Origin of the sequence: Kitasatospora sp. NPDC057500, assembly GCF_042802195.1 — a bacterium.
Taxonomy (GTDB): Bacteria; Actinomycetota; Actinomycetes; order Streptomycetales; family Streptomycetaceae; genus Kitasatospora.
Genome location: NZ_JBHVER010000010.1, coordinates 1 through 13,605 on the forward strand (window position 1 = coordinate 1; position 13,605 = coordinate 13,605).

Genomic DNA, 13,605 nt, shown 5'->3' on the forward strand with positions numbered 1-13,605 from the left:
TCCCCACATGAGTGGAATCACCTTTTATTTACAGCGACCCACAGCCCGCCACCCACACCCCGCCCGGCCGGCCGGCACCACACCCGGCCCCCCGGCCGGGCCCCCCCCCCCCCCCCCCCCCCCCCCACCCCCCCCCCCCCCCCCCCCCCCCGCCCGGCCCCGGCCCCGGCGCCCGGCGGCGGGGGAGGGGAGGGGCCGGCCGCTGCGCCCGCGACCAGCGGCGGGGCGGGGCAGCCCCGCCGGGGGAGGAGCCGTCGGCCCGCCCCGCCCGCCCTGGCCTGTCCGGCTCGCGGCCTGCCCCGGCCTGTCCCGCCCGCCGCCTGCCCTGGCCTGTCCTGGCCTGTCCCGCTCGCCGTCTGTCCCGGCCCGTTCGGCTCGCCGCCTGTCCCGGTGTGTTTCCGGGCAGCGCGGACGGCGGGGAGGGGCGACGGCTGTGCGTCGTCCCTCCCCGCCGTCCGGTCGCTCGCGGGTCCGGTCGTGCTATTTCCTGCGGGCGAGTGTGATCCCGTCGGCCATGGTGAGCATGGAGACGTCCACGCGGGGGTCCTCGTGCAGGGAGGCGTTGAGGGCCCGGACGGCGAGGGTGTCGGGGTCCTGGCTGGCGGGGTCGATCACGCGGCCGAAGAAGAGCGTGTTGTCGATGACGATCAGCCCTCCGGGTCGTACGTGGGTGAGTGCGGCCTCGTAGTAGGTCCCGTAGTTGGCCTTGTCGGCGTCGATGAACGCGAGGTCGAAGCTGTCGGGGCCGCGTTCGCCGGCGAGGTCGGCGAGGGTCTGGGCGGCGTCACCGAGGCGTACGTCGATGCGGTCGGCGACGTCGGCGCGTTTCCAGAAGTCGGCGCCGATCGCCGGCCACCGTCCGTTGAGGTCGAGGGTGACGACGGTGCCGCCGGGGGGCAGTGCGCGGGCCATGCACAGGGTGCTGTAGCCGGTGAAGGTGCCGATCTCCAGGACGGAGGCGGCGTTGCACAGGCGTACCAGGAGGGCGAGGAGTTGGCCTTCCTCGGCCATGACCTGCATGGCGGCGCCGGCGGGCAGTTGTCCGGTGAGGGTCCTGAGTTCGGCGAGGACGGGGTCCTCGCGCAGGGACACGGAGCGGACGTAGTCGCGGATCTCGGGTGTGGCCATGATCTGTTCTGCCATGGCGCTGCCTCACTTCCTGGCGACGCAGGCGAAGGACAGCGGGATGGGGTCGCCGGGGATGCGCCAGTTGTGGTCGCCGTCGGGGACCATGAGGGGCAGGCGCTGGCGGGCGTCGTAGGGGACCTCGCGCAGGCGTTCGATGGTCAGGCCGGCGTCTATGAGGGCGTTGACGACCTCTTCGACGGTCCAGCGCCAGCCGTAGATGGAGTGCTTCTCGACCTCGACCTCGTCGGCGATGCGGTCGGCGTAGCTCTTGGTCATCTCGTGGTGGACGTCGCGGGACTGGAACAGGGAGCGGGCGACGCGCAGTTCGCCGTCGACGTCGCCGAAGAGGGTGAGGATGGGGTGGATCTCGACGATGGTGAGGGTGCCGCCGGGCTTGACGTACTGGGCGGCGACCTTGGCCCAGCCGGCGATGTCGGGCAGGAAGGAGAGGGTGCCGTAGCCGGTGAACACCATGTCGAACTCGCCGTCGAGGACGGCGGGCAGGTCGTAGAGGTTGGACTGGACGAAGCGGGCGTCGAGGCCGAGTTCGCCGGCGAGGCCGCGGGCGATGCCGATGGCCTCGTCGGAGATGTCCATGCCGGTGACGTGGGCGCCCATGCGGGCCAGGGAGAGGGAGTTGACGCCGATGTGGCACTGGAGTTCCAGCAGGGAGCGGCCGCTGACGTCGCCGAGTTCCTCCCGCTCCAGGCGGCGCAGCATGTTGTGGCCCTGGCGGAAGCGTTCGACGTCGTAGTAGGAGGACTGCATGTGGGCCCGTGCGCGCAGGTTGAAGCCTTCGCGGTTGGCGGTGATTTTCTCGAGGTCGCTCATGGAGGCGGTCATCGGTGGGTCCCTTCGGCGTGGATGGGGGGTCGTGGGCGGTCGCCGGCGACCAGGGGTGCCAGTTCGCGGCGGCTGGTGACGCCGAGCTTCTGGTAGGCGCGGCCGAGGTAGTTGTCGACGGTGCGGGCGGACAGGCCCAGCCGGTGTCCGATGGCGGGGCTGGTGTAGCCCTTGGCGGCCAGCAGGGTGACGTCCCGTTCGCGCCGGGTGAGCTCGACCAGCGGGGCGGTGAGCCGCAGTAGCGGGGTCGTCGCGTTGGGGCAGGCGACGGGGCTGGGGGGTGTGGCGGTGTGGCGCAGGGCGGCCGCGGCGGTGGCGGTCTCGGCGGCGAGGAGGTCCATGTTGAGGCGGGTGAAGGTGGTGGTGGCGGTGTCGAGGGCCTGGGGGTCGGAGCGGGCGAGCGCGCCGGCGGCCTCGGCCATGGCCGGCACGACGGGTCCGTGGACCATGCCGGCGAGCGCGGCGAGGCGGTGGCGGACGGCGTTGGGGTTGCCGAGGCGGGCCACGTCGTAGCTGGCGGTGGCCTCGACGGCGTACTGGCCGAGGGCCATGGCGATGTCGGCGGCGGCCAGGGCCTGGCGGGCGGCGTGGGTGGTGTTCCCTGCGGCGGCGGTGGTCCAGGCCTGGCTGAGGGTCAGCCAGGGCAGGAACAGGCGGCTTTCGGGGGGCCGTTCGGCGGGGCGGGGGGTGCGGGGTGCGCGGTCGCGGTCGCCGGCTGCGGCGAGCTGCGCCAGGCAGGGGGCGAGCATGGGGCAGGTGGTGCCGCCGTCGAACAGGCGGGAGGCGCTCTCCAGTTCGGCGATGGCGGTGGCGAGGTCGCGCAGGGCGAGCCAGCCGTCGGCGCCCGGGGTGTCGTGGGCGGCCCGCTCCTCGCGGTGTCCGTCCTCGGCGATCCGCCAGGCCTGGTGCACGCGGCCGGCCATCAGCAGGGCGATGCAGTGGGCGTAGCGGATCTCGGCGAACCAGGGCTGGCCGGCGCCGGCGGGGCGCTCGACGGCGGCCAGGGCCCGGTCGAACCAGCCGGCGAGGCCGGCCGCGACGACCACGGTGGAGGCGGCCGGGCGCAGCGCCTCCTCGGGCGGGTGCGGGTGGGGCGCCTCGCCGTGCGCGGCCAGGGCCGTGTGGGTGCAGCCGGCCAGGAGCAGCAGGCCGGTGCGGTGGGCGATGCCGGTGGCCGCGGCCCCGTCCGGTGCCCGCAGCGCGCCGCCGTCCGCGCCGCCGTGCGCGGCGCCGTTCGCAGCGCTGTGCGCGCCGCGGTGGTCCGTGCGGTGCGCGGTGTCCTCGGCGGTGGTCACCGTCCAGCGGGTGCAGGGCGGTGCGGGGGCGGGGCCCTGCGGCGGGCCCTGCGGCGGGGCGGGCGCGGTGGCGGGACGCGGCCGGTGTCCGGCGGGTCCGGGTCCTGGAAAGGTGGCGTCGGCGCCGTCACGGGCGGTCACGACGCCGGGCCGAGCGGCCGGCTTTGTCTCGGCAATTGATTGCACAACAAAGAAACCCCCCCTGTGTCGTAAGAAAGATAAGGGCCTTTCGTGCTGGGCCCACTGTCCGGATCGGACGGTGTGTGAGCGGGATTGCGCCCCGCCTGCCCGGTGGTCGGGGCGAGGCGAAGTGGCGTCACTATTCGTGACGTTGTCCTGAATTGATCCCCGGGGGCCTTTGCGCGGCCCTGGACGCCGCGATTGCGGTGGCCGTTCCTCGCGGCGTCCCGGCGGTTTTCCGGCTAGACCTGGACGGCCTTTTCGACGGGGGTGTCGCCGCCGACGACCACGTAGATGCGCCCGGCGGTCTCGGGCCGGTCGAGGAGGGCCGCGAGCACGGCGGCGACGTCCTCGCGGGCGACCTGGTCGAAGCGGGCGCCGCTGGGGGCGAGGCGGTTGCCGGGGGTGAGGTCGACGCTGCCCTCGCCGGGGCCGTCGGTGAGCACGCCGGGGCGCAGGACCGTCCAGTCGAGGTCGGTGCGGGCGAAGACGTGCTGTTCGGCGGCGCGCTTGGCGCGCAGGTAGACGGCGTACCCCTCGCCGATGCCGCGGTCGTCGGCGCAGCCGACGTTGATGGAGCTGACGTGCAGGAACCGTCGGACGCCGGCCTGGGAGGCGCCGTCCATGACGAGGAGGACGGCGGCGCGGTCCATCTTGTCGCGGCGGGCGGCGGTGGCGCTGTTGCCGGAGCCGGCGGAGAAGACGACGGCGTCCGCGCCGGCGACGGCGGCGGCCACCTCGTCGACGGTGGCGCGCTCCAGGTCGAGCAGGGCGGCCTGTCCGCCGGCGGCCTTGACGTCCTCGATGTGGCGGGGGTTGCGCACGATGCCCAGGACCGAGTCGCCGCGTGCGGCGAGGCGCCGGGTTAAGCGCAGGGCGATCTTGCCGTGGCCGCCGGCGATGACAATCTTCATTCGTTACCCTTTTCCCAGGATTCGGTGCTGCGGGCGCGGAGCGATCACCCCGCCGGGCCTGTGCCGTGCCAAGTGATCATTTGCCGGCGACCCGGCCCAGCCCGGTCATTGACGTGCACGTTCTGACAAGCGAAATGATGGCATTGTCCTGCCGCCCGTCCCGGCGGCCTCAAACGCGTCAATCGAATGGTGCATCGGTTGCACCTATTGGTCAATCGGGTCGGCGCCGCTGTCGCGGGAGTCGAGGTCAACCTGCGGCCGGGCGGCCAGTGACCACAGGTAGCTCAGCGGCTCGCCGTCGGGTTCGTCCGTGTACTCCGCGATCAGCTCCTGCATCCGGCGGCGCAGCGAGTCCACCGACTCGGGCCGCAGGCGCAGCACTCCGCGCTTGGCGCCGCGCCCCGAGTCCTTGCCGGCGGCGATCAGTTCGGTGCGGTGGGCGCCGATCACGGCGAGGTCGACCTGCTGGGCCAGGCCGGAGTCGTCGGGCAGGATGATCAGGCCCCAGGTGCGGGCGGTGGCGCGGTAGGGGCGCTGCAGCGCGCCGTGCTCGCCGGTGCAGACCGGTTCGGCCACCAGGAAGTTCGTCTTCACCAGGGCGCGGACGTGGCGCAGGGTGGTCGCGGGAGCGAGGTCGAGTTCGACCGACAGCTCCTTGTTGGTGAAGGCGCGGTCCAGGCACAGCCGCAGGATGCGCCAGCGGACCGGGTGCCCGAGTGCTTTGAGGTCTTCGATCGTCGCTTCCACAGGGGGCACCCTACCTTGCGAAGCCGTCGGCGGTTTGCTTCACTACCATCGATATCATTCTGTGCAATCGGTTGGAGGGTCTGTGATCGAGCAGCTCCGGGCCTGGGTGGACGGCCGCGACCTGGATGGTGAGCTGGCCGAATGGATCTCCCGGCCGAGCGTCAGCCGCACCGGGGAGGGCATGGCCGAGGCCGCCGCCCACGGCCTGCGCCTCCTGCGTGCCTCGGGCCTCCAAGCGCGCGAGGTCGCCACCGGCGGCTGGCCCGCGCTGGTGGGCACCGCGGACGGGCCCGGCCCGCACGTGCTGATCTACGGCCACTACGACGTCCAGCCCGCCGGCCCCCTCGAACTGTGGACCACGCCGCCGTTCGCGCCCTCGATCCGCGACGGACGCATGTACGGGCGCGGCGCGGGCGACAACAAGGGACAGCACCTCGCCCAACTGCTGGGACTGCGCGCACTGCGCGAACTGACCGGGGGATTCCCCTGCCGCGTCACGGTCCTGCTCGACGGCGAGGAGGAGATCGGCAGCCCCAACCTCGCCGAGGCCGTACGCCAGGTGGGCCGCCCCGACCTGGTGATCTGGAGCGACGGCCCGGTCCACGACTCCGGCCGCTCCTCGGTGGTCCTGGGCGTGCGCGGCATCCTGATGTTCGAACTGCGCGCACGCGGCGCCAACCGGCCCCTGCACTCGGGCAACTGGGGCGGCGTCGCCCCCAACCCGGCCTGGGCACTGGTCCAGCTCCTGGCGACCATGCGCTCACCGGAGGGCACCGTGACCGTCGAAGGGTTCGCCGACGACGTCGCACCGCTGACCGCGGGCCAGCGCGCCGCCCTGGAGGACCTCCCGGTGGACGTGGCCGCCGCCCTCGAAGGAATCGGCGCCAGCGAAATGGAACCGCCGGCCGACCTGGGCTTCCACGAGCGCCTGGCCGTACCCACCCTGACGGTGAACTCCCTGAGCTGCGCCGACTCCGGCGACCACCGGGCGGTCATCCCCGACATCGCGATCGCCCGCTGCGAGGCCCGCCTGGTGGCCGGCCAGACACCCCAGCGCGTCGCCGACGCCATCCGGCGGCACGTCGCAAGATACGCTCCCGAGGTCGAGTTCGTGCCCGACGCTGCCATGACACCCTCCAGCACCTTACCCGAGTCCCCCTACACGGCGACGATCCTGCGCGCCGTCGAGGACGTCCTCGGCCACCGCCCCGTCCTGGTCCCCGCCCTCGGCGGAAGCCTGCCGATCTCCGTCCTCAGCGACGGCCTCTCCTGCCCCTGCTACGGCGTACCGCTGGCCAACGTCGACGAGGCCAACCACGCACCCGACGAGAACCTCGACCTCGACCGCTTCCGCCACGGCATCGTCACCGCCGCCTCCATCCAACTCGCCCTGGCGGCCCACTCATGACCCTCTGGGGAGCCTGGCCCGCCACCAGCGGCTTCGCCTACGTCAGCGACGCCTCCGGCCGCCCGCAGCCCTGGCTGCAGACCTGGCAGGGCCACACCCGCATCCTCCCCGTCGAGGGCGCCGTCACCCGCCTGGCCTGGCGCCCCGACGAGAGCCGCCTGCTCGTCGTCACCGACGTCACCGGCACCCAGGACTACCGCCTCGCCGAAATCGACCCGCTCACCGGCGACGTGGAATGGATCGCCACCGAACCCGGCGTGCGACGCGAGATCGGCGTCCCCTACTCCAGCGCCAGCCACCCCTACAGCCCCGACGGACGCCTGCTCGCCTACGCCACCAGCGCCCGCGACGCCACCTGCCTCGACGTCTACGTCCGCGACCTCACCGACGCCACCACCCGCATGGTCCTCGAAGGCGACGACCGCTACGTACCCGTCTGCTTCTCACCCGACTCCCGCCACCTGCTCGTCCTGAAGTTCCACCAGAACACCGACCACGACCTCTACACCTGCGACCTCACCACCGGCCGCGTCCACCACCTCACCCCCCACCACGGCCCGGCCAAGTACCAGGCCGGCGGCTGGAACGAGGACGGCATCTACCTGTGCACCACCGAGGGCCGCGACCACCTCGGCGTCGCCCTGCTGCGCCCGGGCCGGCCCCTGGAGTGGATCGCCACCCCCGACGCCGACGTGGAGAACGTGATCGTCGGCCCCCAGGTCGTGTGGACCGTGCCCCGCGACCAGCGCACCCTCCTGTGCACCCGCGACACCACCCTCGAACTGCCCGGCTTCGCCTCCCAGCCGTTCGGCTACGACGGCTTCGTGCCCCGCTTCGCCGGCGAGCGCCTGCTCGCCCAGGTCGGCGCCGGCGACCGCGCCACCGACTACCACCTCGCCGACCTCGCCACCGGCCGCACGCGGCAGCTCACCGACTTCGGGGCGGACCTGCCCGCCGACCTCGTCGCACCGACGACCGTCTGGTTCACCGGGACCGACGGACTGGAGATATCCGGCCTGCTGTACCGCCCGCCCGCGGCCGCCGCCGGCCCCGTCCCCGCCGTCCTCACCGTCCACGGCGGCCCCGAATGGGCCGCCCTGCCCGTCCACGACCCGCTGATCCAGCGCCTGGTACGCGCCGGCATCGCCGTCCTCGCCCCCAACGTCCGCGGCTCCACCGGACGCGGACTGGCCTACCAGCGCCTGATCTACCGCGACTGGGGCGGCGGCGACCTCGCCGACCTCGAAGCCTGCGCCCGCTACCTGCGCACCCTGGAGTGGGTCGACGGCGAGCGGCTCGGCGTCCACGGCATGTCCTACGGCGGCTTCGCCGCCCTCAGCTGCCTGACCCGGCTGCCCGGCTACTGGCGGGCCGGCGCCGTCATCTGCGGCCCCGCCGACCTCGAATCCGACGTCCGCGCCCTGCCCCCCACCTGGAGGCGGCGCGTCACCGAATGGATCGGCGACGTCGAGGACCCCGAGGACCTCGCCAGGCTGCGCGAGGCCAGCCCGCTCACCCACGCCGCCCGCATCCAGGCCCCCGTGCTCCTGGCCCACGCCGTCGACGACGCCACCGTCGTCATCAACGGCACCGAGCAGCTCCACAAGACCCTGACCTCCCTGGGCAAGACCGCCCGGTTCATCCGCCTCTCCCGCGGCCACCTCCCGGACGACCGCGAGGAACGCGACGCACTCGACGCCGCCGTCGTGCAGTGGTTCCACGACCACCTCACCGCGCACCCGCCCGCCGCGAAAGAGGCCCCCCGCCACCACCCCTGACCGCACACCGCGCACACCGCGCACACCCCGGCACCCGGGGGCCACGGCCCCCGCACGCCCGCACGCCCGCCGGGACACCCCGCACCACACGACCACCGAAGCACACGAGGGGGCACGCGCCCATGAGAACCACCGCCTCCTGCCCGACCGGCAGGAGAACCACCACCGCCGCCCCTGCGCACACCACCGCGCACCAGGGCGCACACCCCGACGAGGCCCGGCGCCGCACCCCCGCGCACCAGGGCGCACACCCCGACGAGGCCCGGCGCCGCACCCCCGCGCCCCACCGCCTCCCCTTGACACCACGCACCTGACCAGCACCCGAAAAAACCCACCCAGAAAGGGTAGGCACAGACAATGTCTCCTGCAGTCGCCGGCGCCGAGGCGCCACCTCGCCGACGCCTCGGCTTGATCCTGGCACTGCTGGCCTTCGCCCAGTGCATCTACGCCATCGACTACAGCATCGTTTTCGTGGCACTGCCCGAGATCCGTACCGGCATCGGATTCTCCGCACAGACCCTCCAATGGGTCGTCAGCGCCTACGCCGTCGCCTTCGGCGGCTTCCTGCTCCTCGGCGGCCGCGCGGCCGACCTCTTCGGACGCCGACGCATGTTCACCTTCGGCCTGTTCCTCTACGCCGTCTCCTCCCTCGCCGGAGGACTCGCGGGCGACCCCACCACCCTGATCGTCGCCCGCGCCGTCCAGGGCATCGGCGGCGCCTTCCTCGCCCCCGCTACCCTCTCCCTGGTCACCACCACCTTCGCCGAAGGACCCGAGCGCAACCGCGCCCTGGCCATCTGGGGCGGCGCCGGCGGCAGCGGAATGATCCTCGGCTCCCTCCTCGGCGGCGTCCTCACCGGCGCCTTCGGCTGGGCGTCGATCTTCTTCGCCAACGTCCCCCTCGCCGGCGGCGCCATGCTCCTGGCCTTCGCCATCATCCCCAAGGACACCGAACTCGGCTCCTCCGGACGCAAGTTCGACCTGCCCGGCGCACTCACCGCCACCGTCGGCTCCACCCTGCTGGTCTTCACCCTCGTCCAGGGACCGGAGTCCGGCTGGACCTCCCCGACCATCCTCATCAGCGCCGCCATCGCGATCGCCGTCCTCGCCGTCTTCCTCACCATCGAAGGCCGGGGCCGCGACCCGCTGCTGCCACTGCGCCTGTTCCGCAACCGCAACCTGAGCACCGGCACCGTCGTCACCTTCATCTTCATGGGGACGTTCGGCGCCCTGCCCTACTTCTTCACCGTCTACTTCCAGAGCGTGTTCGGCTACTCCGCCACCAAGAGCGGCATCGCCTTCCTCCTGCCGTGCGTGGGCGTGCTCATCGGCAACCTCTCCGGCGGACGGCTCGCCACCCGCTTCGGCGTACGGGCCACCCTGACCGGCGCGCTCCTGCTGGGCCTCGTCGGCACCGTGGCCTTCGCGCTCTCCGTCTCGGCGAACGGCTCCTACCTGTCGATGGCACCCGGCGTACTCATCCTCAGCCTCGGCCAGGGCACCATCTTCACCGCGATGTACGCGGCCGCGACCACCGGCGTCGCCGCCGAGGAACAGGGCATCGCCTCCGGCGTCGCCTCCACCGGCCAGCAGGTCGGCGCCGCGGTCGGCCTCGCCGTCCTGGTGGCGGTCGCCAACTCCGGACACGACGGACTGGCCGGCGAGGCACTGCGCGTGGCCACCGCCGACGGCGTGCGCTCGGCCATGTGGGCCACCGTCGCCGGCATCGCCCTGATCGTGCTGGTCGTCTTCAACTTCCGACGCACCCCGCAGCCCCCGGCCGCCGAGCCGACGAAGCAGGACGACGTCACCTACGCCGTCTGACCCACCGCCAAGAACAAGTAAAAGATGATTCCACTCCATGTCCCCACATGAGTGGAATCACCTTTTATTTACAGCGACCCACAGCCCGCCACCCACACCCCGCCCGGCCGGCCGGCACCACACCCGGCCCCCGGGCGGGGCCACCCCCGACACCCCAACCCCTCCCACACCCCCGAGCCCGGGCCCGGGCCGACCGACCCCTGACCGGCCGGCCCCCGCCCACGAGAGCGACGCGCCACCCACCACCCCGCACCCCCGCGCCAGTCCGCACCGCAAGCACCCTCAGGCACCACAGAGAAGGAGGCGAAACCCCTGTGTACGAGACCGTGAACGTGGTCGGTGTCGGCGGTTCCAGCCGGCCCGGATCAACCGCCGAGCAGGCCCTGCGGGTGGTCCTGGACGCCGCACAACAACGCGGCGCGTCCGTCCAACTGATCGCCGGCCCCGCCCTGGCCATGCCCCTCTACGACCCCCGCAACGGCGCCCCCACCCCCCAGGCCCGCCGATTCCTCACCGCCGTCGCCGCCGCCGACGCCCTCGTCATCGCCAGCCCCGCCTACCACGGCGGAATCTCCGGCCTGGTCAAGAACGCCCTCGACCACGTCGAGGAACTCCGCGAGGACACCCGCCCCTACTTCAGCGAACGGGCCGTCGGATGCGTCGCGGTCGCCCAGGGCTGGCAGGGCGCCGTCTCCACCCTCGCCGCCCTGCGCGACGTCACCCACGCCCTGCGCGGCTGGCCCACCCCGCTGGGCGCCGCCATCAACACCACCACCTCCCGCTTCTCACCCGCCGGCGACTGCAAGGACCCCCACGTCCAAAGACAGCTGGAGGAGATAGCCGCCCAGGTCGTCGAGTTCGCCACCATGCGCACCCTCGCCACCCGGACGGAAAGCGCCCGGCGATGACCGCCACCACCGCCCGACCCCCCCTCCTCCACGGCCCCCTCACCATCCCGCGACCGGTCCCCGACCCCGCGCTGCGCCTCTTCCTCTTCCACCACGCCGGCGGCTCGCACCTGCTCTACCAGGGCTGGGAGGCGGCCTTCCCCGCCGACTGGGAGGTGTGCCTGGTGGACGCCCCCGGCCACGGGAACCTGCGCGGCGAGCCGCTGATCGAGACCGGCGACGGCCTCGTCGACTACTTCCTGCACGCGCTGAAGCCGTTCACCGACCGCCCCTACGCCCTCTTCGGCCACAGCATGGGCGCCCTGGCCGCCTACGAACTCACCCGGCGCCTGACCGAGGACGGCCACCGCCCGCCCCGCTGGACCGGCCTGTCCTCCTGCCCGCCCCCCGCCGCCGACCGGCGCACACGCCCCCCGCTGACCGAGGCCCGGCTGCGCGCATGGCTCAGGTCCACCGGAGGCACCCCGCCCGAGGTCCTCGACACCCCCGCCCTGTGGCGCCTGTTCGCCCCCGTCTTCCGCAACGACCTCACCCTGGTCAGCACCTGGCGCCCCGACCCCCGCCCCGACCCCCTGCCCGTGCCCCTCGCCGTCTTCGGCGGCACCGACGACACCGTGGTGAGCGCCGAACACCTCACGGCCTGGGCCCCCCGCACCCGCCGCTTCCACGGCCCCCACCTCTACCGCGGCGGCCACTTCTACCTGCACGCCCACGCCCCCGCCCTCGCCGCCCGCATCACCCGCGCCCTCACCGCCTGACCCCTGCCCGGCCACGCCGCCCCCGCACGGCCCCACCCCCCGGGGCCGTGCGGCAGGCCGCCCCCGACCTCGGACCTGCGAGGGTGACCGCCACCGGCGCCGGCGCGACACTGGGGCACACCGAAGGCCCGGCAGGAGACCGGGCCCGTCCACCCGGGGGGAGCACCACATGAAGCACACCCGCACCAAGCCCACCGCCACGTCCTCGAACACCCGACGCAGGACGGCGGCCTCGGCCCTGGCCGCCCTCGCCTGCACCATCGGCCTCACCCTCCACGGCGCCCCCGCGGCCCAGGCCGCCAACGCCTACGACGGCAAGGACCCCCAGACCACCGGGTGTTCGAACAACTCCACGACACTCTCCTCCGCCCCGCTGAAGACCAGCACGGGCCACCAGGTCGGCACGATCGAGATGCGCTACAGCTACACCTGCAAGACCCAGTGGATCCGCATCCACTCGACGGTGACCGACTGCAGCGGCCAGCCCTGCGGCAACGACGCGAGGATCCACCGCACGAGCGCCACCTCCGACGGCGGCACCAACTGGTTCGGCCGCAGCCCCGACGTCGCCTCCGGCGAGCCCTACCAGTGGAGCCGCATGGTCTACACCCCGAACACCCGCGCCTGCGGCACCGGCTGGGCCGACACCGGCGTGTCCTACGCCCACCCCAACGGCCGCGCCGGCACCGAGATCTGCGGCTGACACCCCGCCCCCGCCCCCGCCGCCACACCACAGGGCCCGTACAGGGCCGGGGGCGGCTCCGCGCCCCGCGGAACACCCCTCCCACCCCTTCCCCGCCCACCCGCCACCCGGAACGCGCCCGCCCCGCCCGCCGGCCCCCGCGCCGGGCCGGCCGGGCCGGGGGAGCGGGGGAGCGGGGAGGAAGGCCGCCGGCCCCGCTCGGCAGGAGACGGGCGACACCCAGCCTGCCCCGAGGAAACCCCGCCACCGCGCCCCCCCCACCCCTGCGCGCGCGGGGGCACGACCACGCCACGCCACCGGACCCGACCCCCTTCGAGGGCCGGCCCGACCGGCCCGCCAGCGCCGCAACCCGCCGGGCACCCCGACGCCGTCGCCGCCGAACCGGCCGGCACCGGGACAGCCCTGCCCGCCGACCCCACCGCCTTCCACAACGGCACCGACAGCCACCAGAGCCTGGACGCGGCGCCGGCCACGGCCCGCCCGAACCACACCGCCCCGCCGCCACCCGGCCCGGCGGCACCCGGCACCCACGCCTACGAGGCGGCCCCCGCCGCGCCCGACCCACGGGCCCGAGCCGGACGAACCGGCCGCGCCCCGCCGACCGCCCCGGGGACACCGCCTGGCGCGCCCCTCCTCCGAGGAGTCCGCGCACCGCTTCCGGGCAAAGAACCCGCCGGCCGCCTCGCGCACGACGAGCAGCCCCTGGCCCAGGCCGCGACCGGCCCCTCCCGGACCGCGCAACCCCACCACGCGCCGGAGCGCCCCGAACACCGCTGCAGCCCCGCCCGCCTGACCGGACATCAGACCCACGCCCCGGCGGGCGAACTCCTGTGCGAAGCCGGACCGCCTTGCGGTATCGTGCACGAAGGAGTGCCGGGAAGCCTGGTCGGCGAACAAGGGACAGCTGTGTCCGCGGGCCGGTCCGGGGGTGATGTGCGTGGCACTCGACGCGAGGTCCGCCGGCACGCCCACCGCCCGGCCGCGCACCCGCCGCCCTCGCACCGGCCCAGGCGCCTACGCGCCCGTCCGAGAACCACGACACCGTCCGGCGTCCCGCACGCCCGCAGCCGTCCGACCCCCGAAAGGGCGGGGCGGCACGCCCCGGCGTCGGCGACCCGC

At 74.0% G+C, this 13,605-nt stretch carries 12 protein-coding genes; 7 read left to right on the top strand and 5 right to left on the bottom strand.

Features of this window, described 5'->3' with window-relative positions:
- Nucleotides 1-480: 480 nt before the first annotated feature.
- From ACFU74_RS03560 to ACFU74_RS03580, 5 genes are all read right to left on the bottom strand, one after another.
- Complete coding sequence (locus ACFU74_RS03560) at nt 481-1,143, bottom strand: O-methyltransferase (protein WP_380751110.1); 663 nt, start codon at nt 1,141-1,143, stop codon at nt 481-483.
- Between the two features lie 9 nt (nt 1,144-1,152).
- Complete coding sequence (locus ACFU74_RS03565; protein WP_380751113.1) at nt 1,153-1,959, bottom strand: class I SAM-dependent methyltransferase; 807 nt, start codon at nt 1,957-1,959, stop codon at nt 1,153-1,155.
- An 8-nt stretch (nt 1,960-1,967) separates the two neighbouring features.
- A complete protein-coding gene (locus ACFU74_RS03570; protein WP_380751116.1) occupies nt 1,968-3,407 on the bottom strand; it encodes a helix-turn-helix transcriptional regulator in 1,440 nt (479 codons plus the stop codon).
- A gap of 281 nt (nt 3,408-3,688) precedes the next feature.
- Nucleotides 3,689-4,360, bottom strand: coding sequence for an NAD(P)H-binding protein (locus ACFU74_RS03575; RefSeq protein ID WP_380751119.1), 672 nt, complete (start codon nt 4,358-4,360; stop codon nt 3,689-3,691).
- A 204-nt stretch (nt 4,361-4,564) separates the two neighbouring features.
- Nucleotides 4,565-5,107, bottom strand: coding sequence for an ArsR/SmtB family transcription factor (locus ACFU74_RS03580; RefSeq protein WP_380751122.1), 543 nt, complete (start codon nt 5,105-5,107; stop codon nt 4,565-4,567).
- Nucleotides 5,108-5,189: 82 nt separating this feature from the next.
- Between ACFU74_RS03580 and ACFU74_RS03585 the strand changes: the two genes are divergently transcribed.
- The 7 genes from ACFU74_RS03585 to ACFU74_RS03615 all read left to right on the top strand — a co-directional run bounded on the left by ACFU74_RS03585 (nt 5,190) and on the right by ACFU74_RS03615 (nt 12,486).
- The gene (locus ACFU74_RS03585) at nt 5,190-6,515 is read left to right on the top strand and encodes a M20/M25/M40 family metallo-hydrolase (RefSeq protein ID WP_380751125.1); all 1,326 of its coding nucleotides are present in this window, start codon (nt 5,190-5,192) and stop codon (nt 6,513-6,515) included.
- Complete coding sequence (locus tag ACFU74_RS03590) at nt 6,512-8,293, top strand: S9 family peptidase (protein ID WP_380751128.1); 1,782 nt, start codon at nt 6,512-6,514, stop codon at nt 8,291-8,293. The genes ACFU74_RS03585 and ACFU74_RS03590 overlap by 4 nt, the downstream gene beginning before the upstream one ends.
- Nucleotides 8,294-8,415: 122 nt before the next feature.
- Nucleotides 8,416-8,607 (top strand): hypothetical protein, encoded by a 192-nt coding sequence (locus tag ACFU74_RS03595; RefSeq protein ID WP_380751131.1) that lies wholly within the window; start codon nt 8,416-8,418, stop codon nt 8,605-8,607.
- A 43-nt stretch (nt 8,608-8,650) separates the two neighbouring features.
- Nucleotides 8,651-10,117 (top strand): MFS transporter, encoded by a 1,467-nt coding sequence (locus ACFU74_RS03600; RefSeq protein ID WP_380751134.1) that lies wholly within the window; start codon nt 8,651-8,653, stop codon nt 10,115-10,117.
- 314 nt (nt 10,118-10,431) lie between these two features.
- A complete protein-coding gene (locus ACFU74_RS03605; protein ID WP_380751137.1) occupies nt 10,432-11,025 on the top strand; it encodes an NADPH-dependent FMN reductase in 594 nt (197 codons plus the stop codon).
- Entirely contained in the window at nt 11,022-11,783 is a 762-nt protein-coding gene (locus ACFU74_RS03610; protein WP_380751140.1) for a thioesterase II family protein, read from the top strand. Before ACFU74_RS03605 ends, ACFU74_RS03610 begins: the two co-directional genes overlap by 4 nt.
- A 169-nt stretch (nt 11,784-11,952) precedes the next feature.
- Nucleotides 11,953-12,486, top strand: coding sequence for a DUF2690 domain-containing protein (locus ACFU74_RS03615; RefSeq protein ID WP_380751143.1), 534 nt, complete (start codon nt 11,953-11,955; stop codon nt 12,484-12,486).
- Nucleotides 12,487-13,605 lie beyond the last annotated feature (1,119 nt).